The sequence below is a fragment of the Fibrobacter sp. UBA7003 genome, assembly GCA_002449765.1.
Taxonomy (GTDB): domain Bacteria; phylum Fibrobacterota; class Fibrobacteria; order Fibrobacterales; family Fibrobacteraceae; genus Fibrobacter.
Map to the genome: position 1 here is coordinate 266,000 of DJXN01000015.1, position 24,098 is coordinate 290,097.

Here is a 24,098-nt window from a genome sequence, read left to right on the forward strand (position 1 = left end):
CTAACATTCAATACGTTGTGCAACATAAGCAAAGAAGGCAGGAAATGTTCTGTTCCAAATCGAGATTTGTCATCATTGCATCCGCTCTTTGCCTCTGGACTCTCTCCGAGGCTGTTCCCCCGAAAACGTGGGATTCGATTTTCAATGCGGAGGGCGAAGGCGATTACACTTCGGTAAAAATTGAAGGGAATATCCGTCTGGGCAAGTACACCCACTATAAAGAAGTCCAGCCGGTATCCTTTAAGGTAAACGACGGAAAATTCGCCTTTTCTGTTTCGGGAAACATGACGGTCCCGGCCGAAAAGATCGAGAAAGAAAACTTCTACAACAAGTGCAATATGTCGAAAGAGGCTTGGATCTCGTACTTCAACAAGCCCATGACATTCGGCAAGGAAGAACAGATTGTGAATATCGCCGGCGTGGACCTCGCCTGTGGCGACGACACTTACGCTGTCGGGGACTTGCGAATAAAGTTCACGAACCCGAAGGCGCAGGAATACTGGGCGGCAAACCTTGAAGGCCGCGAAAAGTACAAGCGCGAACGCCTTGCAGAATTCCGCAAGGCGGAACAGCAGCACCATGCCGACATCCGCAGCGTATCCAGCGCCTTTACCGATCCGCGCGATGGCCAGGTGTACCGCACCATCAAGGTGGAAGGCCGTGAATGGTTCGCCCAGAACGTGAACTACAACGTCGAAGGGCATTCCTGGTGCTACGAGGACAAGGATAACTATTGCTTGCGCAGCGGTCGTCTCTACGATTTGGAAGGAGCCCGGAAGGCTTGTCCTGAAGGCTGGCATTTGCCGCGTGACCGCGAATGGATGGACATGCTCGTTGGGCTTACCAAGTGCTACGAAGGTGTAGACAAATGTGGCAAGTTCGCCGAGAAGATGAAGGCTACTACTGGCTGGCACGGTGGTGGTGGCACGGACGAATACGGCTTCTCCGTCTATTCTTCGGGCTACCGCAAGGTGCTTGGCAAGACCATGGTCCGCTACGAGGAAATGGGCGAGTATGCCGGATTCTGGTCCGCACAAAACGGCAGGAACGAAACCATCTGGCTCTGGTCCATGGGCCGCATGAGCGATCAGATGGTGCGACAGCTCGTGCCGAACAACGCAAAGAACAACGCCTACTCCGTTCGCTGCATCAACGGAAATTGATTGATGATTGATAATGTATAATTGATAATTATTAATTCTCAATCATCAATTCTCAATTGAAAAAAACACAAGCCCGAAGGGCTTGCGTTTTTTTTTACATCTGGCGGATCGGGAAGAGTCCCAGCAGGTCGAGCACGTTCTCGAGCACAATCTGTGTTGCCTGAACCAGGAACAGGCGGGACTTTTCTTCGGCGGAGCCAAGCACGCGGTCTTCGTGGATGAACTTGTGGGCGGCTTCTGCGATTTCCAAGGCGTACTGGGCGAGCACGCTCGGTTCGTCACCGGCGACAGCATCCAGAATCTTCTTGCCCTTCTTCGACAGGATGTTGATGAGGCTGTAGGCCGCATCGTCGCTGAGTTCGGCGAAGTTCACGTCCTTGATTGCGGCGGCGAGGTCCGCGCGTTCAATGCCGGCCTTGCGCATGATGCTGCACAGGCGCACGTGGGCGTTCTGCACATACGGACCCGTATCGCCTTCGAAGCTCATCACGGCGTCCCAGTCAAAGCGCACATCCTTCAGGCGGCTGTTCTTGAGGTCGTTGAAGGTAAGGGCGCTAATGCCGATCTGGCGGGCAATCAGTTCCTTATTCTCGAGGCCCGGATTCTTCTCGTCAATGAATTCGAGAATCTTCTTCTGGGCGGCTTCAATCACGTCGCGCAACAGGCTTGCGGTACCCGTGCGGGTCTTGCCCTTTTCCCACTTGCCGTCCACCAGCTGCAGAATCACGCCGAACGGAATGTGGTACATGTCCTTGTACCATTCACGGCCCATCTTCTTAAGCACATGGAACACCTGCTTGAAGTGGAGCGCCTGTCCGAGGTCCACCACGTAGAGGCACTTGTCGAAGTTGTATTCCTTCTTGCGGTAGCAGGCGGCAGCGAGGTCGCGGGTTGCGTACAAGGTAGAACCGTCGCTCTTGCGGATAAGGCAGGGGTTCAGGTCGAATTCGTCGAGCATCACCACGTCCAAATCCTGGCTCTTGACCATCAGGTTCTTTTCGCGGAGTTCGTCGAGAATGGCGGGAATCTTGTCTTCGAAGAAGGATTCGCCAGTGTAGTGGTCAAAGCCCACGCCCATCATGTCGTAGATGCGCATGAGTTCCTTGAGTGTCGCTGCACGGAAGGCTGTCCAGAGCTTGCGGTAGAATTCGTCGCCCTGTTCGAGCTTAGTGAATGCGGCGCGTGCTTCGTCTTCGAGACCCGGCTCTTCCTTAGATGCCTTGGAGAATGCGGCGTAAAGGATGTTGAGCTCCTTCACGGTGAGGCTATCGAGCGTGGCGTCGTCGGTGGGACGGTTTTCGCGCAGGTACATCACGATAAGCTTGCCGAATGCGGTTCCCCAGTCACCGAGGTGGTTGATGCGTTCCACCTTGTAGCCGGCTGCCTTGTAGATGCGGGAAAGCGAGTTTCCAATCATCGTGGAGCGCAGATGGTGGAAGGCAAGTTCCTTACCGATGTTCGGGGAGCTGAAGTCGATGCAGACGACCTTCCCGTTGGGTGCGGCGTGACCGTATTCCAAACCCTTGGCGGCGATTTCTTCGAGAGTCGACTTCGCGAGGAATCCGCGGTCGATGAAGAAGTTCAGGTAGCCGTTCACGGCTTCCACCTTCGAAAGGCCTGCGGGGAGTTTCACCTGTGCGGCCAAATCTTCCGCAATCATCTTCGGGGCCTTGCGCATCACCTTCGCGAGTGAAAAGCAGGGGATGGTGAAGTTTCCGTGGCTGGTGTCAGGCGGCACGGAGATAAGCTTGAGTGCGGCTTCCTTCTCGAAGGAGCCGGTGGCGGCGAGCGCTTCTGCGATTTCTTGCTCAAACGAGTTCATTGTCGTCGGCCTTCTTGTCGGTTGTCTTTACAAAGTCATTTTCATCGAGTTCCACAATCTTGCCGTCGGCATAGAGACGGTCTAGCGAAATCTCGTTACGCTTTTCTTCTTCGAACAGGTGGACCATCAGGTCGAGGCCCGCATCGAACACTGCCCAGCGCACGCCTTCCTTGTATTCCACGCCCACGGACGGGAGCTTGTTCGCCTTGAATTCCTTGCGGAGCTCGTTCAGAATCGCTTGCATCTGGGCTTCGCTTTCGCAGGTTGCCACGAGGAAATAATCCGTGACATCCTTGATGCCGCGCAGGTCAATCAGCTGCACGTTCTGGGCGCGCAGCTCAAATAAAATGCTGGCACCGATTTTTACGGACTCTGGAAGTTCTTGCTTATTCGTTGTCATCTGTTTCTCCCTGTTCGGGTTCTATGATTTTATGAAAATCTTTTCCTATATAAACGGCTGCGTCGACATAGGCACGCTTGCTTACGATGGTAAGAACGTTTTTTGTCTGGAGCGTCTGGGCCAGAGCTTTTGCGCCTTCCCATTCCGGATTCCGGAGCACAAGGATGGTTTCCTCGTAGTTCTGCAACATGTCGTTCCCGAAGCTCACCACGTCGAATCCATTTTCGCGTAAGAAAGTTCGCATTTTGGCTGCAGCCCCTGGTTCTCCGCAACTGTTCAACACCTCAATGTCGCCCTTGTAGGTGCGCTTCTCCTTGACGACAACCTTCTCTTCTTCACAGGCGGAGAGAAAAAATGTCGCAAGCAGGAGGGCTATGGCTACGGCGCTGTTCTTCATCAACGGCAAAAAATAGAATTTCTCCAGTAGCACGAGGGATAACGGAACGGTCCGTAAGCCTTGATTGCGTCGTTCTCGTTTACGAACATGAGCCTGATGTAGGAATTGTCTGTCGGTTTGTATTCCAGGGCGATTGCGGGCAGGATGAATTCAACTTTCCCCTGCTTGATGTCTTCCTTGGGTATGGGTGCTCCTGCGCGGAAGTTCGCATAGAGCGGCATCCAGAGTCCGAAATCGGCGTAGAGGTGCAGGCTGGGGTCGAATTCGTATGCGAGGTGCGCTAGATAGCTCTGTTGCGCGAACGTGCCATAGGAACCGCCCATGAAACTCACGGAGTACGAAAATGCGGCGCTCAGGGCCGGGTCGATGGATGTCCTGCGGAGTAGCCTTTCACGGGGAAAAGACGAGTGGTTCCAGGGAATGCCGTCGAATGCGGGTGTTACAACGGCGGAGTCGCTTGCGGAGAGCGAATCGCTTGGGACGGGCTCCGCAGAAAACGCGAAGGCCGCAAGGATTGCTACAGACAGAAGGGTAAACCGCATGCTGGAAATATAAGTATCTCGGACGATGTCGATCCGGGCTACTTGTTCGTGATTTCGTTCTTCGCGTTCACGTGGATGACGGTCGGCTTCCACGACTTGGCCTCTTCTTCGCTCATGGTCGCGTAGGCGACAATAATCACGAGGTCGCCGGGTTGCACGAGGCGGGCTGCAGCCCCGTTCAGGCAGATGACTCCGGAACCGGCCGGGCCTTCGATGACGTAGGTGTCGAGGCGGCTGCCGTTGTTCACGTCGAGCACGCCCACCTTTTCGAAGGGGAGGATGTTTGCGGCGTCCATCAAATCGCGGGCAATCGTAATCGAGCCCTCGTAGTTGAGGTTTGCGTCGGTTACGGTAGCGCGGTGAATTTTGCTTTTGAGTAATTCCAGCTGCATGATGCGCTTAGAACTTTACATTGAAGAATCCCAGGACACCCTTTTCCGGGGTCGGGAGAACGCCGTAGCTGAATCGGTTTGCATCGGGGTTGCTGTCCCACTGGGTACCGAAGAATGCGTCGGCGAACGACCAGATGTGGGCGCCGGCCACGACGATAAGGCCGTACCACCATGCGTTGTTGCCGCTTACGGCGAGGTAAGTCGTTGCTCCCACGCTTGCGACCCAGAGCACGTCAATCCAGATAGCCTTTGTGGACTGGTCCATCTTCCACTGATAGTAGCTGGGGAGGAGTAGGGAGAGGTAGGCGGCACCCTGGTTGCCAGACTTGTTCCTGTAGGAACGGTCGATGTCTGCATCTTCCATTCCCTGCGAACGCTGGGCGAGCCAGTCTTCTTCGGAAACGCCGAGCTTGTTCCACGGTTTCTGGAGGTATTCGGAAATGCGGACGCCAAGCTCCACGAGCCTGGTGAGCTTGTCCCTCGAAATGCCTTCTTCTTTTGCCTGCTGGAATTCCCACTGGGTGAGCCCGAGGTCTTCGTAGCGGAAACCTTCCCACTGGTCGCCGGAGGCGGTTGCCTCGCCGACCGATGCGCCATCATCGGATGAATTATCGTCACCGTAAGAGTAAGACTGTTCCGTTGACTCGTCGCCAGACGGTTCGTCGTCAAACTGCGCGAAGGACATCGCGCATGCGAGGAACATTATTAATCCAATCTTGCTCCAAAAAGACATTAGGCTTTTACTCCTATCCTATATGCCGGGGGAGGGAATCGAACCCTCACACTCTCGCGAGTACCGGATTTTGAGTCCGGCGCGTCTACCAATTTCACCACCCCGGCTTGGGGTGTCCTAAATATAGAACATTTTATGTTTTTTTGTAGGGAAAATGCGCAAAAATACGAAATTTGAACAAATTTTAGGGGTCCGAAGGGCCTGCCCGATCCTATTTTTTCAGAATTGCCCTGAATTCCACGTTGATCGGCGCGAGTTTCTTTGCACCGAAATCAACAGCCTTTTCCTTGGTTTCGAAGGGCCCCGTCTGCACGAGGTAGAGCGTTTTCGTCTCTCCGGCGCGTTCTTCGATAGTGGCCGCGATGCCGCGTTTTTTGAGGTTGCTGACCAGCAAATCCGCGTTGGATTTCACGCCGAAGGCACCGAGCTGCAAAATCCAGGATTCGGTTGCCGCGCTTGGGGCTTTATCGGGAACTTTTGTTTCGGGTTGGACCTCCGGTGCAGGCTTGACCTCCGGTGCCGGAGCGGAATCTGCTGCTGCGACGGGTTTCGGCGGTTCGGGAGGCTGCGTTGGACTTTGAAGCGAGTCCTTGACGCTGTCCGTTGCTGCCGGAACGGGCTTGGCCGTATTCGGGACTGTTGCGGCCGGTTGCGGCTCGTCGAGTCGGGCGCAGGCTTCGTTCAGTGCCTGCTGCTTGACCTTGGGCTGCACGGCTGCACAAATCTTTTTGAGGACGACGACCTGGTGCGGTTGCGACGTCTCGATCGCGTGGATCAAGGCTTCGGCAGCCTTGGCGTGCCTGCCCATGTACAACTGGAACTGAGCCTTGGTCATCATGAGGTCGGCATATACCTTGTGCTGGGGGTTTGTCTTGCCGATGAGGCTGTCGAGGCGCTTGCCCGCCTTGGAAAAGTCTTTCGCGTTTCCGGTCTGCGAAAGGGCGAGGACATTCCACAGGTAGCATTCGGCGCGTACCGAATCAGGTTCCCTGGGGCACGCAGCCTCGTAGGCGGTCGCGGCGTCTTTCCACTTGCCGGCCACGTACGCCTTCTGCGCATCGGCAATCGTAACGGTCGCCTGCGAATCTGCGGGGGCATTTGCTGCGGGTTGCGCAAGTGAACTTGTACTGCAAATCAAGAACAAAATAGCGGCAATTCCGCGAACATTCCAAAACTTCATCTTCATTACCTCACACCACAATTATCCATCATTAATAATCAACCATCAATCATCAATCATCAATTTTCCTCGAATCGTCCATCCGCGAATGTCGTCCAGCTTCACCTTCACGTAGTCGCCGGGCTTCACGATTTGGCCAACTTCTGGCTTGAACACCACCTTCTTGAAGTTGTCGGTGCGGCCACGCAGTTCCGTCTCGTCGCGCACGGAGTTCTTTTCCACCAGGAGTTCCTCGGTGCGGCCGAGCATCATCTGGTTCCTCTTGAGCGTGATGGCGTTCTGCAGTTCTACCAGGCGCGTGTGGCGTTCCTGCTTTTCTTGCTCGGTGAGCGTCTCCGCTTCCTTGTACGATTCCGTGCCCTTGCGCGGGCTGTAGATGAACATGAAGGCGCTGTCGAACTGGCACTGTTCAAATGCCTTGAGCGTCTGCTCGAAGTCCTCTTCCGTTTCGCCCACGAATCCGCAAATCACGTCCGTCGAAATCCCGTAGAACGGGTCGTGGCTCCGCAGCTGTTCGATAATCGAGAGGTACTGCTCCATGTTGTGCTGGCGGCGCATCTTCTTGAGCATGGCGTCGGAGCCGCTCTGGATGGGGATGTGCGCGTAGTGGCAGACCTTCGGGTTGTTCAGCAGCACGTCGATGAGCTCGTTCGTGTAATGCCTCGGGTGCGGGCTCGTAAAGCGGATGCGGCGGATGCCCCCGATTTCAGAAACCTTCGTGAGCAGGTCGGCAAAATTGCCGCCTTCCGTCTTGTAGGCGTTCACCGTCTGGCCAAGGAGCGTCACCTCGGTAATGCCCTTGTCGGCCGCCTTGCGCACTTCGGCAAGAACATCTTCCATGTCGCGGTATTTTTCCGGCCCGCGCAGGTACGGCACAATACAGTAGCTGCAGCGCTTGTTGCAACCGCGCTGGATGGCGACGAAGGTGGTGAAGTCGTTCTGGAGTTTCGCGTATTCACCCAGGTAGTTCTCGCTCAGGTCCTCGTCGATGAACATCTTGTGGTGCGTCAGGTGCAAGGGGCTTTTGGCATCGCCTAGCAGCAGTTCCGGAATTTTCTTGTACTGGTCCGGCCCCACGATGTAGCTCACGTTCGGGAGCCTCTTCAAAAGTTCCGGCCCGCGATTCTTCGCCATGCAGCCGCAAACGACCACCTTCACGTCGGGATTCTTCTTCTTCAGGTACTTGAGCTTGCTGATGTTCGCGATGGCTGTTTCCTCGGCCTTTTCGCGTACGCTGCAGGTGTTTACGATGATAAAGTCGGCATCTTCCTGGTTGCTCGTCTCGACGCAACCGCACATGTCGAGCTCCTGGGCAATCATCGCCGAGTCGTACTCGTTCATCTGGCAGCCGTATGTGGCCAAGTGGTATTTTTTCATGCGGGTAAAGATAGCATTTTTAGTTGGCAGAACTTAGAAAAGTCATTCTGGAGCGCAGCGATAGAATCTTTTTATTATGAAAGGGGGAGGCTTCCCCCTCGCTTCCATCGCTAGTCCCAGTGACAAAGGTCCCTGAGCCTGTCGAAGGGCCGCTACCCTCTCTCCTAGGAGGCTCCGCCCCCTAACACCCCCAAAGGCGAATGCCGTGACAATCGTGCTTGCGCGAATTGTCATGGCTGAGCCACAGGGATTTTTGCAATGCCCACGAATTATCTAACAACTTACAAGCTAAATTTCGATGTATTTATACATTGATTCATTAGCAAAGAAACCATTATTCTCAAGATTCTTTTTAATGGTTTCAATTGCTATATCCGATTTATCGACGCCAATCCATTTGCGTCCCAACCTGCTTGCTTCAACCAAAGTGCCTCCCGAGCCGGCAAAGCAATCCATCACGATGGAATCCTCATTGGAGGACGCCTTAATAATTGTTTGCAACATTTCGTGATTTTTCTCTGTCGGATAAATAGGATTAGGAGAATCCTTGAAAGTCCAAATATCTTGCAACTTCTTGGTCAGATGTTCATCGGCGTAGTTGATTTTACGCGGATTTCCCGATGCAGACCATTCAATTAAACCATCTTTATCTAATTGTTCTAGTTCTTCCACACTACATCTCCAATGCCTTCCTGGAGGGGGTAAAATCCCTTTGAATTTTTGCGAAGATTTTCCATCTTTTGTTTCGCCAGGAGCGTGGATTGGAACAGTTGTATAGCGTCTTCCGTTTTTGTCAACTTTTGTATACAACTTTGCAATTTCCTCTTCTGACATAGGAATTCTTGGCTCGTGCCAGATAGGATTCTTTCCTTTTGTGTAGAATAGAATCATATCCTTTATGTTGCCATAGCCAATTCTTGAAAAATTTTTCGGATTGCATTTTATTCTTGTTATATCATTCCTGAAATTTTCAATTCCAAAAATTTCATCAAGCATGCACTTTACATAATGACCAATTTTATAGTCTATGTGTAAATAGAATGAACCTTGCGAAGAAAGAAGATCGTATATAATTTGAACCCTCTCGCGCAAAAATTCAATAAAAGCCGAACCAGTTAATTTATCAGAATACGCTATTTTGCCGGATGACGAACTACTAATTGTAGCTACACGTCCATTAGAATCTGTTTTAAACTCACCTCCCGTTGCAAAAGGAGGATCAATATAGACCAAATCAATAGATTCGCGTAATTTCATCTTATCACGGATATACACCAGTGAATCTATGTTGTCGCCTTTTATGAGAGTGTTTTTCATAGCGACTCCAGGAAATCACGAAGTACAAGAGCCGACATGATGTTGTATTCTGTCCTGATCAAATTAAGGAAAAGTTTCCCGTTATTCCGTATATAAGGAACACCATCAATTATGCCGATTTTTACGACATCGTTATTTCTAAGGGGAGATTCAATTGTCGCAATAGCATCCACAAACTGGTCATTTTGATGACCACCAAAATCAGAAATGAATTTTGCTTCGCCAATAACATAACGGCCGTTATATCGAGCTATGAAATCAAGCCCTTTTTCTCGGTTGTATCCGAAATTCCGTCTAGCAAAATCCATCATTGAACTGTCGGATCCATCAAGAATTGCATTTCCTGTACTACGAACAAAAACTGATTCAGGAACAGGTCTAATTCCTAAAGCCCCAGAATTAAGCCAATTGCGAAACATGGGACCCATTTGGCGATTGGCTTCTTTGGGTTCGGTGCATCTTTTATAGAGCTCCCTGAATCCCATTTCATAGAGATCCCCGCAGATGCGGTTGATTATTTGCGGATTTCTTCTAATGGCGTCTTTTGATTTTCGTAAGAAGGGAATATAACTGTCTTTTACAGGAAACAGGTCTAAATCCAACAGAGAGGCTATTAGATTGAAATTATCTCTCTCGTTAAAGTACATTTCAACGCGATACATGATTCTTTCATCTATTTTGCGTACATTTTCGTGTACCACAGGATAGACTGTGTACAAATCATCTAGATAGGGGCGGTTTGCTGCGTAGTCGATGCTTTTTTGTGTCCATGGATTGGCTGCTCGTAAAATGGCGGGCATTTTATTTGACTCCTTACTGAAAGTGAACGAGTCACTCTCGCAAGTGCCAAAACGCACGACATTTCAAAGAACAAAACTCGCAATATGAGTCAAGAGATTGCTTCGCCTTTACAGGTTTGCAACGGTATGACCAATATAACCCGAGCGAATATTATTCACTCAGGATACACTTCACCCATGTATTACATAGGCGTTGGCGAGTATAAGTCTTATTCTTTGTATCAGAAATTGTCGAGATTTCTAGCTAAGAACAAGAGTTAAACTCCGGTACGAGTTCACCCTTATTCAGCAATCAACCCAATTTTTTTGAATAAAAAAGGCGTGGAGTTGAATGTATTTACCAGCTAGAGGCTCTCGACTGCCCGATACAAATAAACACAAACAACTCACGCCCCAATAAAGGTCGCGTAACTAAAAGGCAAATACAATTTGCCTATAGCAAAACGATACGGCAACAGAATTGCCGCAGACGTGAGCGTTCGTCCTATCCTCTATATCTGGAAACTGTCGAGATTTCTAGCTGAGAATAAGAGAAAACTCTATTTTCAAGAATAAATATATAATTTTTTTGGGGAAAAGAAAGCCCGCTTGCACGGGCATGACAAAAAAGCAACAATCTGACTTAAAGGCTCCGTCCTTCCTAGTCAGACGTTCTCGTAATGGCCTTTGCACGAGAGAATGTCGATAAATTCGTCGTTGATTCGATAAATCAGACGGTTTGCGTCGTCGATTCTGCGGCTCCAGAATCCGCTCAAGTTGCCTTTAAGCGCCTCGGGTTTACCAAGACCTTCAAAATTGCTGCGCTCGATATTTTTTAATAGTTGATTAACTTTTTTTAGAGTCTTTTTGTCCTGAAGTTGCCAAGTTTCAATTTTTATCAAAAAAAATGTATTGCTTTTGTGCGTACAAAAATGTATATTGAGTGGCATGAACAAGACTGCAAATTTATACGCTCGTATAGAGCCCGATGTTAAGGAACAGGCCGAGAACGTCCTGGAAACCCTCGGCATATCCGTTTCCAGCGCCATCAACATGTTCTACAAGCAGATTATTCTGCAACAGGGAATTCCCTTCGACGTGAAGTTGCCCAAGGCTCCAGAAAACTCCGCCAAATGGTCTAAAGAACGCCTCGATGCGGAACTCGAGAAGGGCTACAACGACATGCTGAAAGGCCGCACCCGCCCCGCCGCGATGGTCCTTTCCGATGTCAAGAAAAAGTACAAGGTATGAATTTCGAAGTCCACTTTTCTTCCGCAGCACAGGCCGACATCGAACAAATCTTTGACTATATCAGCGTAACACTTTGTTCGCCTATCGCGGCAAAGAATCTCATGGGAAAAATTCAGGAATCGGTGAATACATTGTCCGATTTTCCAGAAGCTTTCGCCTTATGTCAAGACGAACCCTGGATTTTACGTGAAGTTCGATCGATGTCAGTGGACAATTACCGACTGTTTTACCATGTCGACCATAACAAGCGAATCGTCGTTATATTGCGCGTCTTTTATTGCAGACAGGAAACAAAATAGCCTTCAACGTTACCAATAGATATGATTGCTCACATCTAATAAAATAGGCGGGTTTTTAAGGAATCCGTGAATCTTCCAGCCCTGCCTGCGTCATGTATTTTTGTGCGAATGTGTTTGCCTCGTCGTCCTTCTGCTGGTTCTTGTTGCCGTAATAGACGTTCTTGATGAAGATGTCCTTCTTGCCGTGGAGCACGATGTGCCCGAGCTCATGGAAGAACGTGAACCAGAACGCATTGCGGTCCTTGAAACGGTCATGCAGCTGGATGACGGGGATGTCCTTGTACCAGCGGGCCATGCCATGAATCGGCGCCGACTTGAAGTTCTGCGCGTAGAGCACCTTGATTCCGAGCTTTGCGCCCAGTTCCTGCAACTTGTGCATGCCGTCGTCAATGAAATCTTCGCCCACCTTCGGCTTGGGCAATGCCTTCTTGCGGCGTAAATCTTCCCACGCGGCAACGTCGTTTTTGGCCAGTTCCACAAATTGCGGCATCGCCTTCTTGATGGCGGAACGCACCTTCTTGTCGTTCTGCTTTTCCATCTTGATTTCGTCGGCGAGGATTTCGCCGCGGCGCATCCACACGGAGGCCGCGTACGGGTCTTCGGTTTCGGCTAGCGAAATGCGGAAGGCCACCTTCAGGCGGTTCTTGTAATAGTAATTTTCCCACGCCTTGGGGCTTGCCACCCCGAAGAACCTGAGAATGGGCGATACGCCGTCTTCTTTGTTGTTGAAGTCCTTGATCCATGTGCGCGGATTGAGTTCACCGATAGGGAAGAACTTGCGCCAGTTAATCCGATTCTTGAGAGATTTCTTGACCTTTTCACGCCAGAGATCCCGTTCGTACAGCTTTTGTGCTTCTAGCCAACAATACTGAGGAATTCCTGTCCCAAATTCAAGGCTGTAGGCCATTTCTGCCGTCACCCTGCACTTGGCTTTGAGCAATTCGTTCACCGTCTTGGGGGTGTAGCCGATTCGGGCGGCGAAATCGTTAACATCCACATTCATTTCTTGAAGTTTTTCTTCAAGAATTTCTCCAGGGGAAGTTGCCCCCCACAAAAGGAGTTCTTTTTCTTCTGCCATATTATTCCTCTCTATTTATGATAATCTACAATTTCTATGACTTTGGCTTCGGTAACTTCAGCCCAAATAACAGCCTTGTTCGGTTCTGCGCCCCAAATAATCAATCGGTATGGTTGATCAAGGTCGCATGCCCATTGTCCTTTTCGGTTTCCGACCAATTCATGAAAATGACCTGGATACTTGGATAAATCGGCGAAATTTGCGACTGTGACCAAGGCGTTGATTCGCGTTCTGTAGCATTTTGCCCGTTTTTTGCCCATTCGCCGTATTGCATAAGCCTCATCCATTGCGCAAAGTTCCAAATCCTTATCTCTAAACTCAACTTTCAAGAAACCTCCACCGTTAATCAAAAATCTTTTTTTTTAATATAATAAAAATTTTTAAGAAACGCAAGGGGTGTCTTGTTTTTACAAAAATAGGGTCGATTTTGTTGATAACTAAAGGGGGAGGCGTCCCCCTCGCTTCAGCCACATCGTCATGGTGGGCTGCGCCCCGCCATCTAGCTGTGTCTTCCGCTACCCCCACGCCTAGTGGCTCCGCCCCTAAAACCCCGATGTTCGCGAAAATATTTTTGCTATACTTAAAATATGGCTAAACTCTTCAGCAAATGTCTTGGGAAGATTGTCCTGATGACCGCAGCGGTGCTTGTAGGCTTGCTTGTTGCGTGTGCTTCTTCGGAAAAAGTTTCGAAAGATCGTAAAGCGGTGTCTGAAGAAGAACGCAAGGCGAAGTGCCAGGCTCGGTTGAATTCTCTAACGCCTGAGGATTTGATTTCATGTCATTTGGATAAACTGGGACTTGGCGAAAAGCTAGATTCCTTGCTGTTTTGTGTTTATGGGCAATCGCTTAAAATGAGCGGAGGAAAAGTTTTTTGTGCTGAAGAAGGAAATGAATTTTCATTTTCGTTGGCAGATGAAAAATGCGAGTCAGGTGAATTGGTGTGTGTGCAAACAACTCGTGAAAAACCGAATGAAGATTGTAAACTGGATAAACTTCCTGTTTTTATTAACGGGATTAGTGTTACTCTAAAAGATGAAGGCTATTTGATTTCTTCTATTTGTGGCGATTTTGGATGTGATGATTATATGCTTATGAAAATTGATGATTGTGGGAAAAAATGGCTGAATATTAAAAAGGATTAATATGATTGTCAAAAAGCTTTTACCTGTTGTTCTTGTATTCATTCTTGCTCTGTTCTATACCGCTTGCGATAATTGTTCCGGTGGGTTTGAGGAACGCATAGAAATAAAATCAGTCGCAGTGATTGATACGATTCTTTCTAATAGGCATTCTTACAGCAATTGTAGTTCGGATAAATGTTCTTCTTATGAAATTCCGTTTCAACATGGATATAAAGACACCATATCTTTGAGTGTGGTTGTCTTAGACGATACTTTAGATTATGTTGTAAGTGGAAAGGATTTGAACAATACATATATTGTTATTGATACTGTGGAAACGCCATGTGATTCTTCTTATAGCATTATTTCAGAAAGAGGCTCAGATCATTATAGGGTGGATTCAAAAAGACTTTATTCATGCGTGTTTTATTTTGAACCTAGTTGTCCGTGATTTGATAAGGGCAATGAAAGTAGCAGAGATTGATACGATCCTTTCTAATAGGTGTTCTTATAGCGATTATGGCTAAACTTTTTGGCAAATGTCTAGGGAAGATTGTTCTGATGACCGCAGCGGCGCTGTGGGCGGGTTGCAGCGATTCTGAAAAAAACGATGGTGCCGCCAAGCAGGGTAATCCCAAATTGGTTCATCCCTGGGAGTTTTCGGAACACGTGGAGCAAAAGCGCGCTGAAAAGATTGTACCTGGAAATATAAATGATGACCTTTGGGGATGTCTCTATGGATGTGGTCGTGATGTAACAATAGTAACGAAGTCTCGGGGAAATGCGAAATTTTCTTTTGTAAATGTTGAATCTGCGGACAAACAGGCTCTTGATCAAGAGAGGTATTTAAAGGTTGCTCGACAAAGAACTGGTGGTTTAAGGCATGTATACAATAAGTTTCTCAAGAAGAAAGCTGATACATTCGCAGGTGAAATCACTTTGAAATTGATAATCGATGAGGTCGGCTCCGTTAAAAAAATTCAGATTGTATCTTCGACAACGGATTATACGGAATTTGACGAAGAAATCAAGACGCTTCTCAGTCGTTGGATATTCCCGAAAGTAGAATCTGGTGAAGCCATTGCAGTATTTTTAATCAAGTTTTATGAGAACGCGGAGATGTCCTCCTCGTCGCAACTTAAGTAAAGAGGAGAGGGACTATACGTCAAGATTCAAAATTTTCAGTGGTATTAGCCTGCTTCGCATGTGCAGGCCTTATTGCATGTGGCGATGATGCGAGCAGTTTTGCTCCAGAGAATACTGAAAGTAGTGCAATTGAAGAATCGAGTTCTTCGGATGCCGTGCCGTCCTCGTCTGTAACGCAGTCGAGTTCGTCGGCAGACATTTTTTCAAGTAGTTCGTCATGGATTGCCACGAACTCTTCGAGTTCTCGCAATGACGAGAAAGACACATCCTCGGTTCATGTTGCTGACACTACCAAAATCACCTACGCGCTCAAGCCTTTTGACGGGCCGCTTTCTAACCCGCACAAGGGCTTCACGGTACCGACCGGAGGCGCGTGGACTTTTGTCCCGGAGTTCGAATACGGCCCTTACGGTTCCTTGAACAACCGGGCGTGGGACCTGGTCTCGTACGGTTCCGGTTACCAGCAATGGAACAAGCTGAACCCCGCAAAGGGCGTTTACGACTGGACGGAACTGGAAAAACTGCTGAACGCACTTGCCGAGCACAACATGACTTACGCCCTGCGCGTGCTGCCGTACACGCCTTCGTTTATCAAGAGCGACTTTCCGCCCCAAGAGGATTACGACTGGACTCCGCCCTTTGTCTACGAGATGGGCGCGAAGAAAATCCAGATTGACTTGCGCGGGACGGAATTCCATGCGTACGCTCCCGTTTGGGACGATTCCATCTATATCTGGGCGGCGAAGGAGTTCGCGAAGGCTCTGGCCGAAAAATACGATGGCGATCCGCGCATAGAATACATTGACATCCGCACTTTTGGCGAATGGGGCGAATGGCACACGTCCCACATATTGGGGAGCGAAATGCCAGCCGATTCGGTGTTGATCGACATGCTGGACTACTATGCGTCCGTGTTCAAGAAAACCCAGCTGGTGCTGCCTTCCAACTGTTTTGGCGATGTCTATACGCATGCGCTGGACCTCGGCATTACCAAGCGCGACGACGGGTTCATCGGCATTCCCGGCAGGCCCGATACCTTGCTGCGGGCGTACAATGCGAACCTCCCGACCATCGCCGAGAATATCGCCGGTTACAGGACGATGCTGACTTACGACGACCTGATTCCCGGAGGCACCCAGAAGTGGACTGCGAAACGCTGGGTGGATGCGATTACCACGGCGCACCTGACCTACTACGTGTTGGACCAGGACAACGACTGCGGTTACTATTTCTACAAGGACAACAAGGCGCTGGCCGATTCCATGAGCAAGGTCATCGGGTACAACTTTACCGTGACGCAGGCGGAACTTTTGACCGTCGCGACGCCCACTGCGGAAAACTCCACCGACTCTGCTGCAGGCAATGTTGTAACGAACACATTGAACATTACCGTCAAGAACACCGGCGTTGCCCCCTGTTTCTTCGATGTGTATCTAGTGGCGGAATTCGTCGATAGCATGGGAGTGTCTCTTGCGCAGATTGGTGAGACCGTCCGCATTCCCAAGGCGACGTTCAAGGACGGCGCTTCGCAGGACTTCTTCTTTACGTATAAAGTTATGCCGAGCGCGGTTTCGGCAGGCGAGGTAAATCTCGCAACCCAGCTGGGCGTCACAATCGCCCTTTCCCTCTACGAGAGCGAAGATGCCTACAAGAGCGGCAAGAATCCAACTGTCCGCTTCGATAACGACGGCCTTCAAGGGAATAACAAGTTACTACTGCATAAATAATTTTTTATGGAGGGGTGTTCGGATTTGAGAAACCTGGATAAAAAATTATATTTCTCGTTGTAGGAGAATTTCATGATTTGTCCGAAATGCGGTGAAGAATACGAAGATGACATGCAGTGTTGCTTGTGGTGCGATGCGCCGAATCCGAATTATGGTCGCGTCGAGGAAACCGAATGTAAAGTAGGTTCTGTCCTGAAACGGAATCAGGGTGAAATAAACGGTTTTAATTATCTTGAGCATTCCGATGAGGTGGACTTTGCGCAAAGAACCTCTGGTTATGTTGTGTTTAAAATTGCCAGGTTTGAATTTGTTAAAACTGTTGTGGGAATGCTCTTCTGTCTTGGTCCATTTTTGTTTTCTGTTGCGGCGATGTTCTTTGTCGAAGAGCTGAAGTCTTTGTGGCCGTTATGGCTGCTTGTGAGTGTGTGTTTTGCTATTTGTATTTTCGTCTTGTCAAGAACGGTTCTTGCCGTAAAATGGTATAAGGATAAATTCGTTTTAAAGACACTCTATGGAGAAACGGAACTCTCGTTTGATAAATCGGTGTTTGTGGAGTTTGGATACGAAGACGACAAAGGCTTTAGCGTTTGCCTGAAAAAGGGAAAATGGAGTTTTGTACTTCGTGAAAAGGCGTTTCCAGAAGTTACAAAGATGTTGTGCAGAATTTACGACGAGTTAAATCCGAAAGACCTTGTGCTGGGCGAAAACGGTTCGGTTTATGCGGAATTCAAGCCGCTGAAGCGCCCCGTCGCCATGGGCTGGTATGTCGTAGCCTTTCTTTTCAATATATTTTTAGGTCTTGGTAATATTTCGGTTTCGGACTTGGGCTATGCTGCGTTCGCTTTTTTATTTGCCGCTATCGTCCTTATTTGTGCTTTTTATCATTTGAGTGATGTTTTCGAAATCCGGTGGTACAAGGACAAGTTTGTGCTTTGCACCCGTTTCGGAGAAAAGGCGTTCTCGTTCGACAAGTCGGAACTGCAAAAGACCAAGCGCGATGAAAAGGGCGCTTTGATGTTCTTTTTCAAGAAAGACCGAGGGTCTTTTGTTGTGGATGAACGCGTCTTTCCCGAAGTAGCGGCAATGATGAAAACGCATTACGGTGTGGAGTGATTCTGCGATGTCCCTGTTGCTTGCCCTTTTGTTCCTAGCCCTATTCGTGAGTGCGATTGTTCGCGGGCAGTTCTCTTATGGCAAGGCGGATTACAGTTTCCGGGAGCATCCGGCGCAGTTCGTAATCGTACTGGTGTTCATCTTGGGCGTGTCGGCGCTTTGCTTTTACCGTTTCTTGGTTGAAATGGAATTCTTGCGGTAAATTTCTACATTTGGGCGCGCTATGCTCCAAAAGAAATCCCTCATCGTTTTTGACCTGGACGGCACGCTGTTCAATACCCTCGGCGACCTTGCCGTGGCGGTGAACTTTGCGCTGCGCCATTTCGGGCTTCCGGAACATGACGAGCAGCGCGTGCGGACCTTTATCGGGAACGGCTCCATGAAGCTGATCGAGCGGAGTATGGGGGAGGCGGCCCTCCCGGAAATCATTGCCCGCACGGGCGTTACTGTTGAGATGGTCCACGAGGTCTATTCGGATTTTTACTGGGAACACTGCACCGAACGCACGCTCCCGAATCCGGGCGTTGTCGAATTCCTGCGCAATACGACTGCCCGCGTGGCCATGCTTACCAACAAGCCGGAGCGCCCGACATTCAAGCTGCTGGAACATTTTGGACTTCGCGACCGCTTTGAATTCGTGCTCTGCGGCGACACCACGCCCGAACGCAAGCCTAGCCCCGCGGGCCTGCTGAAAATTATGGAATCCGCGGGTGTCGCTCCCGCCGAAACCGTAATGGTGGGTGATGACCAGCCCGACATTCTGGCCGCCCGCAATGCCGGCGTTGACTGCGTTACGTTGTTCTGCGGGTTCGGAAAGCCGGTGAACTTGCTCCCGCTTGCCCCGGAGAATGTGGTCGAAAGCTACGCCGAAATGTGCGAATTACTTTGTTCTTTAACGCGCTGACGCTCTTGTTTTGGGGCGCGCCTTCGCACAGCCTTGTAAAAAATTGTATAGTTGTGCTTGGTATGCTTTATAAGTTTTTACGCCTCGTGACATTCGTATTGGTGATGGCTCTCGGCCTTGTCGCCTGCAGTAATTCTTATAGTTTCCTTGCCGATGTTTCGGAAGAAAATTCTTCGTCAGAAACCTTTTCGAGTTCATCGTTTGTAGTTTCGTCAAGTTCTTCAATAAAATTCTCGAGTTCTTCAGATGCCTCGGAAACCGTGTCGGTTGTTGCTCTGGTAACGGATACTTTCGAGGTGTTTGCCTTTGGGTCGTTGAATATCGATATTGTCGCGGATTCGTTCTTGACCAAGTTCGATTACGGCGACGTTGTTTCGGTGATGGTGCCAGGGTACGATACGCTGGACGTTCCCGTGGTTGCGAGCTATGGCGATGTGTTTCCGGGCGAATTCTTTTTGTATGTTTCCTCGGGACTGAATTATCTCAAGCTTGAAGCCCGTTATGGACAGATGGCGGAGGTCATTGGTCTCGGGCGTGGTGCAGAATTCCCGATAGAAGTTGCCATCCGGATGAAGGAGAAGGGCGGATATGCGGAACATCTGGGAAACTTGAACTCACTTGCAATTTCCTATTCCATTGAGGCGTATCCGGAACTTTCCATCGCGGACTTTGCGAACTTCAGGATGGTGCGTACGACGGGAATGGGCGAGGGTCGGCTTTACCGCTCGTCGAGCCCGGTGGACCCCTCGATTGGGCGCAACAAGTATGCGGATTCACTTGCGGCGGTCGCGGGAGTCAAGACCTTCGTGAATCTTGCTAATAGCGAGGAATATGCGGAATCGTACAACGGCTTTGCGCAGTCCTATTATGCGACGCGGAACGTTGTTTACCTTGATGTGCTGCCGGGCTTTGCGAACACGCCGTTCAAGGAGGGCTTCGTGAAGGGGCTCCGTTACATGATAGAGCATGATAGCCCGTACCTGTGGCACTGCACGTACGGCATGGACCGCACCGGGTTCTCGATAGCCGTGCTAGAGGCCCTGATGGGAGCGACCGCCGAAGAAATCAAGGCAGATTACGTTGCAACGCACAGGAATTTCTATAGCGTGAGTGGCGGCTGGCAGGTTGCCTTGACCGCGAAGCAGGCGGAACTCATTCAGGCGATAATCGTGAGGCTCATGCGGAATGCATACAAGGTGGAGGGAGTCGACATCTCGGATTTCGAGAATGCTGATTTGGCGGCCGCCACCGAGAAGTACCTGCTCTCGCTTGGCTTGGAACAGCATGAAATTGATTCGCTCAGGGCGCGACTGAAGTGAAACTACTTCAGGAATTTTCGAATGACGTTCCTCACGTGTCTCGCGTTAAGCGGGGTGGTCGATGTTTCGAATGTTGCGATGAGTTTCTCGCCGAGCGTATAGCCGGATTTGTCGTAGTGCTCGATTTTCTTGACTGCGTTGGATGCGTATTCCGGATTGTCCATCAGCCCGAAATGTTCCCATACAAGTTCCTTGCGGGAGTGAATGTTCAAGCAATAGAAATCCGGATGCAGTGTGCCCATGCCTTTGACTGTAAGCGGGAATTCGTACCGGAAGGGAATTCCTTCACTATCTAGAGAATCAGCGATGATGACCTCGGACTTCGACCGGACTCTCTCGCCTCTTGAGGTATAAATTTCCGGAGTGTCTTCTGCGAAGGATTTTGCTTTGTACGGGAGGCTTCGCCAGAGTTCGGCGTATTTTGCATCGGGCAATATCGCCGGAGAGACGAGTCCCCTGCGGGCTGGATTTAGGGCGTTGTAGATGTCCTCAATCTCGGTGCCGTTGTATTTCTGGGCAAATTTTTCCAGCAATTCGATTTCACGTATTGCTGCCGAAAGAAGAGCTTTGTTATAATCCCTTTGGGCGACTGCCTGAACCTTGTGGAGTTCTTTTTCGGGAACGTAAACTCCGTTGAGGTTGCTGTTGCTTACAAGGTAAAAATGCGGATAGCCGCTCTTGCTTGTTGAAATTCTAAGCCGTCCTTTGGGCGCATTTCTTAGGGCCTTTTGTTTTTCGCTGCGGAGGGCTTGCAACTCCTGCAGGCGCGCAGCCACCTGGAACGAAAGCGATTCCCTGGAAATCAGCTCGGGTATATGATTGTCCATTTTTTCCCCTCAGATTAATGGTGTTGGGTGTAATGTATAAAATATGGAGCCCGCAGACCAGTGGTTGGGCCGGTATTTGAAAAAATAGGACTAAACGGGGGTGAAATTGTGGTTTAGTCCTACCGAGGCAGTCGCAGTCAAAGTGGCGATAGGACTAAATGGGCGAAAATGTGCCGTTTAGTCCTATTTTCGGGCGCTCCTCCCTCCATTTTCGTATGCAGAATCCCCGCAACCCTCTGATTTTTTGCTGAAAGAGGTTGAAAATTTTTTTGAAGTTGCAGGTTGGTAGGACTAAACGGGGGTGAAATTGTGGTTTAGTCCTACCGAGGCCGTCGCAGTTAAAGTGGCGATAGGACTAAATGGGCGAAAAGATGCCGTTTAGTCCTATTTTCGAGCCCCCGTGGCTATTTCTAGGCGCCCGCGGCTATTTTGAAAGTCGCGTTCCCCTCCCAATCTCCACCCGCAAAAGCCTGCTTTTCCGCACGGGCAGCCCCTGCGTTGAATTTGCTATATTCTTGCCCATGACATCAAAGATTTTGAAATCCGCATTCATCGCGGCGCTCGCTTTTGCCACAGCCTCCTTTGCCGACGAGGCCATCCGCTTTGTTCCCGAGGTTTACCCGATGGGCGAGGTTGCCCAGGGCGACCAGAAACACTACGTGCTGCAGGGCGCGAACACCACGGGTGCAGAGATTGTGCTCGAAAACGTGTTCGGACAGGGCATCGGCATGTCGAATTTCAAGTTCCCGCAGAAAATTGCCCCGAAAGCGGCTGTCACTATCGAATTCGACATGGATTTTGCCGGCATGGACGGAAAAATTGATCCGACGGTCGTACTGGTGACTGCGGGAGGCAAACCTTACACGGCAAAGCTCTCCGGCGTGGTGAAGGCTCCCGTGTTCTTCGGCGAGAAACTTTTCGATGCCGGTTTCTACAAGGCAGGCGAGAAGCGCGAGTGGACGTTTTACGTGTGGGAGACCGACAAGAAGGCCCGCCCTGACATAGAACTTTCGCCCGAATCGGCGAAGCAGTTCGCAATGAAGTCGAAACCCGTGATGCTCAATGTCGACAAGCTCGACAAGATCAAGGAAGGCGGCAAGGTTCCCGGAATCAAGGTGACTCTCTCGACGAAGGGGCTCACTCGCGAGGGCTGGGAATTAAAGCAGAAGAGCATCAGGAAGATTGTTTCATTCAAGAGCAAGAAGTATCCGAAGGCGACTCCGGAAGTGCTTATCGTGGGCTACTGGAACGAGTAGTCCGGCCCCGAATTGGCGATAATTTCGCTTTTTTCGCTGTTTTGCCTTGAAAAAATGCCGAGGTTTAACTAACTTTGGCATACTCTTACGAGAGACCTCGGGATGTAGCTCAGCCTGGTAGAGCGCTTGAATGGGGTTCAAGAGGTCGCTGATTCGAATTCAGTCATCCCGATGAAAAGCCCGCTAGTTTTGAACTGGCGGGCTTTTTTGTTGCTTTTTTGCTTTAGGCGTTTTGCTCGTGTTGCTTGGCGGCGTTTGCTGCGTCTTTTTCGGGTTGCCAGAGCACCACCCTGTTGCGGCCGCTCTCCTTGCCTTCGTACAGGGCCTTGTCTGCCATCTGGATGCTCTTGTCGGCGCCGAGGGCTGCGTCGAACTGCGCGACTCCGAGCGTGATGGTCACCTTGATGGAGAGTTTCCCGTATTCGACGGTCATGTTCTCTATTTTCTTGCGGAAGCGTTCGGCAACGATGGCCGCTCCGGCAAGGTCGGTCTCGGGAAGCAGCGTGAGGAATTCCTCGCCTCCGTAGCGCGCGATGACGTCGTACTTGCGGAGCATCCCGCGGATGGAGTGCGATACGGCCTTCAGCACTTCGTCGCCACAGGCGTGCCCGTAAGTGTCGTTCACTTCCTTGAAGTGGTCTATGTCGATAAAGATGAAGCAGAACGACTTGCGTGTCCTCGCCACGCGTCCTATTTCGTTGTCGATGGTTCGCAGCATGTCGCGCCGGTTCGGAAGCCCGGTGAGTTCGTCGGTCCTCGAAATCAGGTCGAGTTTCTTGTTCGCCTCTTCCAGTTCCTTGGTCCGGGCCTGGACCTCCTGTTCGAGCAGTTCGCGGTGAGCGTTCAGTTCGTGAATTTGGCGGTTGATGGTCCGGCTCATGTCGTTGAAATGCTTGGTGAGGATGCCGATTTCGTCTTGCCGGTTGCCGAGGTCGATGTCCTCGCTAGAAAGGTCGCCGTTCGCAATCTTGATGGTGTGGACGATGAGCTTTTTCATCGGGACGGCGAGTGTCCGGTACATCCAGAAGGCGATGAGCAAGATTGCGATGAAGCTTGCGGCGAGGATGATGAGGCTCGAAAGCCTGATGGATGTCACCTGCGCGTCGATTTCAGCCTTGGGTTGCAGAGAAAGAAGCCCGATGTCGTAGGTGGCGTCATAGTGGTATGTCGAAAGGTAGGACTCGCCGTCCTTGAGCCTGAGGAACGTGGCTGTCGGTATCTCGAAGGTCTTCGGGTCGAAAGCCTCGATTCCGAGCTCCGAAATCTTGTGGTGCCCGTCGAGCCAGGTCTCGAGGTCGGGATGGTAAAGGATTTCGCCCTGGCCGTTGATGGCGACGAAGTAGCCCTTCTTGCCGACCTTGTTTTCGGCAAGTAGCTTCCAGAGCCTTTGCGCCGAGAAACTGGCGACGAGGCTGCCGTTTCCCTTGGCGGCATCGGCGACGACGGTCGCGAAGGCGCACTTGGGCTTCATGTTGTCGGGGTCGCGGTACCAGCGGGACACGTGGATGCGGTGCGGGGTGAGCTTCGAAAGATCGACAGGGTATTTGGCGACGGCGGTTGCGCCCACCATGGAATTGTCGCTGATGAGGCTGTCCTTGCGGTCGAACAGCGAAACGCGCTCGCCCGAAGTGAACAGCGGCGAGATGTTGTAGCTCTTGAGGTAGCCGGCCGATACAGTCGGATCCATGCTGCGAATTTCGGATGTCTTTGCGAGCAGCGAAAGCTGGTTGCCGAACTGCAGGAGTTCGTTGTGGACAACGGTCGCCATCTGCTGGAGCTGCACGTAGTTTGTCTCGAATGCGCCTGCGAGGGTCGATTGCATTTGCCTGCTCGAGGAGATGTAGGTGCCGCCAGTGATGATGAGCACCATCGCAAAAGTCAAGAGCAAGATGCTCTTGAGAATGATACTCTTCGAGAACTTGGTTACTTTCGCTGTCTTCGTCTTGCTCATAGGC

At 50.5% G+C, this 24,098-nt stretch carries 27 protein-coding genes and 2 tRNA genes; 13 read left to right on the plus strand and 16 right to left on the minus strand.

The genetic code is table 11. From position 1 onward, the window contains the following. Positions 1-44: 44 nt before the first annotated feature. Positions 45-1,163: a fibrobacter succinogenes major paralogous domain-containing protein gene (locus tag B2952_RS13205; RefSeq protein WP_173380899.1), complete on the plus strand. Its 1,119-nt coding sequence runs from the start codon at positions 45-47 to the stop codon at positions 1,161-1,163. 94 nt (positions 1,164-1,257) lie between these two features. On the opposite strand, the gene argS is transcribed toward B2952_RS13205, so the two are convergent. The 12 genes from argS to B2952_RS13265 all read right to left on the minus strand — a co-directional run bounded on the left by argS (position 1,258) and on the right by B2952_RS13265 (position 11,052). Then, positions 1,258-2,985, minus strand: a complete 1,728-nt coding sequence (argS, locus tag B2952_RS13210) for an arginine--tRNA ligase (protein WP_290724293.1) — start codon at positions 2,983-2,985, stop codon at positions 1,258-1,260. Continuing rightward, positions 2,972-3,385 (minus strand): ribosome silencing factor, encoded by a 414-nt coding sequence (gene rsfS, locus B2952_RS13215; protein ID WP_173380901.1) that lies wholly within the window; start codon positions 3,383-3,385, stop codon positions 2,972-2,974. Before rsfS ends, argS begins: the two co-directional genes overlap by 14 nt. Continuing rightward, positions 3,372-3,782, minus strand: coding sequence for a LytR C-terminal domain-containing protein (locus B2952_RS13220; protein WP_290730802.1), 411 nt, complete (start codon positions 3,780-3,782; stop codon positions 3,372-3,374). Before B2952_RS13220 ends, rsfS begins: the two co-directional genes overlap by 14 nt. Next, a complete protein-coding gene (locus B2952_RS13225; protein ID WP_290730799.1) occupies positions 3,782-4,324 on the minus strand; it encodes a hypothetical protein in 543 nt (180 codons plus the stop codon). The genes B2952_RS13220 and B2952_RS13225 overlap by 1 nt, the downstream gene beginning before the upstream one ends. Before the next feature lie 38 nt (positions 4,325-4,362). After that, entirely contained in the window at positions 4,363-4,716 is a 354-nt protein-coding gene (panD, locus tag B2952_RS13230) for an aspartate 1-decarboxylase (RefSeq protein WP_173380904.1), read from the minus strand. A 7-nt stretch (positions 4,717-4,723) separates the two neighbouring features. After that, positions 4,724-5,419 (minus strand): hypothetical protein, encoded by a 696-nt coding sequence (locus tag B2952_RS13235; protein WP_290733567.1) that lies wholly within the window; start codon positions 5,417-5,419, stop codon positions 4,724-4,726. A 53-nt stretch (positions 5,420-5,472) separates the two neighbouring features. Next, positions 5,473-5,556: transfer RNA gene (locus tag B2952_RS13240), tRNA-Leu, on the minus strand. Positions 5,557-5,660: 104 nt separating this feature from the next. Then, entirely contained in the window at positions 5,661-6,635 is a 975-nt protein-coding gene (locus tag B2952_RS13245) for an SPOR domain-containing protein (protein ID WP_290733569.1), read from the minus strand. Between the two features lie 39 nt (positions 6,636-6,674). Next, positions 6,675-8,006 carry a tRNA (N6-isopentenyl adenosine(37)-C2)-methylthiotransferase MiaB gene (gene miaB, locus B2952_RS13250; protein WP_290733571.1) on the minus strand — a complete coding sequence of 444 codons (1,332 nt, stop codon included), beginning with the start codon at positions 8,004-8,006 and terminating at the stop codon, positions 6,675-6,677. A gap of 288 nt (positions 8,007-8,294) precedes the next feature. Further along, positions 8,295-9,323 carry a site-specific DNA-methyltransferase gene (locus tag B2952_RS13255; RefSeq protein WP_290733573.1) on the minus strand — a complete coding sequence of 343 codons (1,029 nt, stop codon included), beginning with the start codon at positions 9,321-9,323 and terminating at the stop codon, positions 8,295-8,297. Beyond that, positions 9,320-10,123, minus strand: coding sequence for a restriction endonuclease (locus B2952_RS13260; RefSeq protein WP_097035711.1), 804 nt, complete (start codon positions 10,121-10,123; stop codon positions 9,320-9,322). Before B2952_RS13260 ends, B2952_RS13255 begins: the two co-directional genes overlap by 4 nt. Positions 10,124-10,767: 644 nt before the next feature. Next, a complete protein-coding gene (locus B2952_RS13265; RefSeq protein WP_290733937.1) occupies positions 10,768-11,052 on the minus strand; it encodes a Txe/YoeB family addiction module toxin in 285 nt (94 codons plus the stop codon). On the opposite strand from B2952_RS13265, the gene B2952_RS13270 reads away from it, so the two are divergent. Beyond that, entirely contained in the window at positions 11,051-11,353 is a 303-nt protein-coding gene (locus tag B2952_RS13270; protein WP_290730779.1) for a type II toxin-antitoxin system RelB/DinJ family antitoxin, read from the plus strand. The genes B2952_RS13265 and B2952_RS13270 overlap by 2 nt on opposite strands. Beyond that, positions 11,350-11,652 carry a type II toxin-antitoxin system RelE/ParE family toxin gene (locus B2952_RS13275; protein WP_290733575.1) on the plus strand — a complete coding sequence of 101 codons (303 nt, stop codon included), beginning with the start codon at positions 11,350-11,352 and terminating at the stop codon, positions 11,650-11,652. The genes B2952_RS13270 and B2952_RS13275 overlap by 4 nt, the downstream gene beginning before the upstream one ends. A gap of 55 nt (positions 11,653-11,707) precedes the next feature. Here B2952_RS13275 and B2952_RS13280 read toward each other — a convergent pair whose 3' ends face one another. Both B2952_RS13280 and B2952_RS13285 read right to left on the minus strand, forming a co-directional pair. Then, positions 11,708-12,730: an ImmA/IrrE family metallo-endopeptidase gene (locus tag B2952_RS13280; protein ID WP_290733577.1), complete on the minus strand. Its 1,023-nt coding sequence runs from the start codon at positions 12,728-12,730 to the stop codon at positions 11,708-11,710. Between the two features lie 11 nt (positions 12,731-12,741). Next, on the minus strand, positions 12,742-13,059 hold the full coding sequence (locus B2952_RS13285; protein WP_290733579.1) for a type II toxin-antitoxin system RelE/ParE family toxin: 318 nt from the start codon (positions 13,057-13,059) through the stop codon (positions 12,742-12,744). Between the two features lie 258 nt (positions 13,060-13,317). Here B2952_RS13285 and B2952_RS13290 point away from each other — a divergent pair, with 258 nt between their 5' ends. From B2952_RS13290 to B2952_RS13325, 8 genes are all read left to right on the plus strand, one after another. After that, positions 13,318-13,872: a hypothetical protein gene (locus B2952_RS13290; RefSeq protein WP_290733581.1), complete on the plus strand. Its 555-nt coding sequence runs from the start codon at positions 13,318-13,320 to the stop codon at positions 13,870-13,872. A 1-nt stretch (position 13,873) separates the two neighbouring features. After that, positions 13,874-14,302, plus strand: a complete 429-nt coding sequence (locus B2952_RS13295; RefSeq protein ID WP_290733583.1) for a hypothetical protein — start codon at positions 13,874-13,876, stop codon at positions 14,300-14,302. A 68-nt stretch (positions 14,303-14,370) separates the two neighbouring features. Continuing rightward, positions 14,371-14,997, plus strand: a complete 627-nt coding sequence (locus tag B2952_RS13300) for an AgmX/PglI C-terminal domain-containing protein (protein ID WP_290733585.1) — start codon at positions 14,371-14,373, stop codon at positions 14,995-14,997. Between the two features lie 38 nt (positions 14,998-15,035). Then, positions 15,036-16,724: a hypothetical protein gene (locus B2952_RS13305; protein ID WP_290733587.1), complete on the plus strand. Its 1,689-nt coding sequence runs from the start codon at positions 15,036-15,038 to the stop codon at positions 16,722-16,724. 72 nt (positions 16,725-16,796) lie between these two features. Then, positions 16,797-17,837: a hypothetical protein gene (locus B2952_RS13310; protein ID WP_290733589.1), complete on the plus strand. Its 1,041-nt coding sequence runs from the start codon at positions 16,797-16,799 to the stop codon at positions 17,835-17,837. A 7-nt stretch (positions 17,838-17,844) separates the two neighbouring features. After that, positions 17,845-18,039, plus strand: coding sequence for a hypothetical protein (locus B2952_RS13315; protein ID WP_290733591.1), 195 nt, complete (start codon positions 17,845-17,847; stop codon positions 18,037-18,039). Positions 18,040-18,060: 21 nt separating this feature from the next. Continuing rightward, the gene (locus B2952_RS13320) at positions 18,061-18,741 is read left to right on the plus strand and encodes an HAD family hydrolase (RefSeq protein ID WP_290733593.1); all 681 of its coding nucleotides are present in this window, start codon (positions 18,061-18,063) and stop codon (positions 18,739-18,741) included. A 62-nt stretch (positions 18,742-18,803) separates the two neighbouring features. Further along, positions 18,804-20,060: a tyrosine-protein phosphatase gene (locus tag B2952_RS13325; protein ID WP_290733595.1), complete on the plus strand. Its 1,257-nt coding sequence runs from the start codon at positions 18,804-18,806 to the stop codon at positions 20,058-20,060. 2 nt (positions 20,061-20,062) lie between these two features. Here B2952_RS13325 and B2952_RS13330 read toward each other — a convergent pair whose 3' ends face one another. Then, the gene (locus B2952_RS13330) at positions 20,063-20,887 is read right to left on the minus strand and encodes a hypothetical protein (RefSeq protein ID WP_290733597.1); all 825 of its coding nucleotides are present in this window, start codon (positions 20,885-20,887) and stop codon (positions 20,063-20,065) included. Positions 20,888-21,408: 521 nt separating this feature from the next. On the opposite strand from B2952_RS13330, the gene B2952_RS13335 reads away from it, so the two are divergent. Further along, the gene (locus tag B2952_RS13335; protein WP_173380915.1) at positions 21,409-22,143 is read left to right on the plus strand and encodes a hypothetical protein; all 735 of its coding nucleotides are present in this window, start codon (positions 21,409-21,411) and stop codon (positions 22,141-22,143) included. 98 nt (positions 22,144-22,241) lie between these two features. Continuing rightward, positions 22,242-22,315 (plus strand) — tRNA-Pro (locus B2952_RS13340). A 51-nt stretch (positions 22,316-22,366) separates the two neighbouring features. On the opposite strand, the gene B2952_RS13345 is transcribed toward B2952_RS13340, so the two are convergent. Then, entirely contained in the window at positions 22,367-24,094 is a 1,728-nt protein-coding gene (locus B2952_RS13345) for a sensor domain-containing diguanylate cyclase (RefSeq protein WP_290733600.1), read from the minus strand. Positions 24,095-24,098: the final 4 nt, after the last annotated feature.

What these genes read in the sequence shown, in the direction of transcription:
- B2952_RS13205 (WP_173380899.1), top strand. Translation starts at nt 45, where the DNA reads ATGTTCTGTTCCAAATCGAGATTTGTCATCATTGCATCCGCTCTTTGC.
- argS (WP_290724293.1), bottom strand. Translation starts at nt 2,985, where the DNA reads ATGAACTCGTTTGAGCAAGAAATCGCAGAAGCGCTCGCCGCCACCGGC.
- rsfS (WP_173380901.1), bottom strand. Translation starts at nt 3,385, where the DNA reads ATGACAACGAATAAGCAAGAACTTCCAGAGTCCGTAAAAATCGGTGCC.
- B2952_RS13220 (WP_290730802.1), bottom strand. Translation starts at nt 3,782, where the DNA reads ATGAAGAACAGCGCCGTAGCCATAGCCCTCCTGCTTGCGACATTTTTT.
- B2952_RS13225 (WP_290730799.1), bottom strand. Translation starts at nt 4,324, where the DNA reads ATGCGGTTTACCCTTCTGTCTGTAGCAATCCTTGCGGCCTTCGCGTTT.
- panD (WP_173380904.1), bottom strand. Translation starts at nt 4,716, where the DNA reads ATGCAGCTGGAATTACTCAAAAGCAAAATTCACCGCGCTACCGTAACC.
- B2952_RS13235 (WP_290733567.1), bottom strand. Translation starts at nt 5,419, where the DNA reads ATGTTCCTCGCATGCGCGATGTCCTTCGCGCAGTTTGACGACGAACCG.
- B2952_RS13245 (WP_290733569.1), bottom strand. Translation starts at nt 6,635, where the DNA reads ATGAAGATGAAGTTTTGGAATGTTCGCGGAATTGCCGCTATTTTGTTC.
- miaB (WP_290733571.1), bottom strand. Translation starts at nt 8,006, where the DNA reads ATGAAAAAATACCACTTGGCCACATACGGCTGCCAGATGAACGAGTAC.
- B2952_RS13255 (WP_290733573.1), bottom strand. Translation starts at nt 9,323, where the DNA reads ATGAAAAACACTCTCATAAAAGGCGACAACATAGATTCACTGGTGTAT.
- B2952_RS13260 (WP_097035711.1), bottom strand. Translation starts at nt 10,123, where the DNA reads ATGCCCGCCATTTTACGAGCAGCCAATCCATGGACACAAAAAAGCATC.
- B2952_RS13270 (WP_290730779.1), top strand. Translation starts at nt 11,051, where the DNA reads ATGAACAAGACTGCAAATTTATACGCTCGTATAGAGCCCGATGTTAAG.
- B2952_RS13265 (WP_290733937.1), bottom strand. Translation starts at nt 11,052, where the DNA reads ATGCCACTCAATATACATTTTTGTACGCACAAAAGCAATACATTTTTT.
- B2952_RS13275 (WP_290733575.1), top strand. Translation starts at nt 11,350, where the DNA reads ATGAATTTCGAAGTCCACTTTTCTTCCGCAGCACAGGCCGACATCGAA.
- B2952_RS13280 (WP_290733577.1), bottom strand. Translation starts at nt 12,730, where the DNA reads ATGGCAGAAGAAAAAGAACTCCTTTTGTGGGGGGCAACTTCCCCTGGA.
- B2952_RS13290 (WP_290733581.1), top strand. Translation starts at nt 13,318, where the DNA reads ATGGCTAAACTCTTCAGCAAATGTCTTGGGAAGATTGTCCTGATGACC.
- B2952_RS13295 (WP_290733583.1), top strand. Translation starts at nt 13,874, where the DNA reads ATGATTGTCAAAAAGCTTTTACCTGTTGTTCTTGTATTCATTCTTGCT.
- B2952_RS13300 (WP_290733585.1), top strand. Translation starts at nt 14,371, where the DNA reads ATGGCTAAACTTTTTGGCAAATGTCTAGGGAAGATTGTTCTGATGACC.
- B2952_RS13310 (WP_290733589.1), top strand. Translation starts at nt 16,797, where the DNA reads ATGATTTGTCCGAAATGCGGTGAAGAATACGAAGATGACATGCAGTGT.
- B2952_RS13315 (WP_290733591.1), top strand. Translation starts at nt 17,845, where the DNA reads ATGTCCCTGTTGCTTGCCCTTTTGTTCCTAGCCCTATTCGTGAGTGCG.
- B2952_RS13320 (WP_290733593.1), top strand. Translation starts at nt 18,061, where the DNA reads ATGCTCCAAAAGAAATCCCTCATCGTTTTTGACCTGGACGGCACGCTG.
- B2952_RS13325 (WP_290733595.1), top strand. Translation starts at nt 18,804, where the DNA reads ATGCTTTATAAGTTTTTACGCCTCGTGACATTCGTATTGGTGATGGCT.
- B2952_RS13330 (WP_290733597.1), bottom strand. Translation starts at nt 20,887, where the DNA reads ATGGACAATCATATACCCGAGCTGATTTCCAGGGAATCGCTTTCGTTC.
- B2952_RS13335 (WP_173380915.1), top strand. Translation starts at nt 21,409, where the DNA reads ATGACATCAAAGATTTTGAAATCCGCATTCATCGCGGCGCTCGCTTTT.
- B2952_RS13345 (WP_290733600.1), bottom strand. Translation starts at nt 24,094, where the DNA reads ATGAGCAAGACGAAGACAGCGAAAGTAACCAAGTTCTCGAAGAGTATC.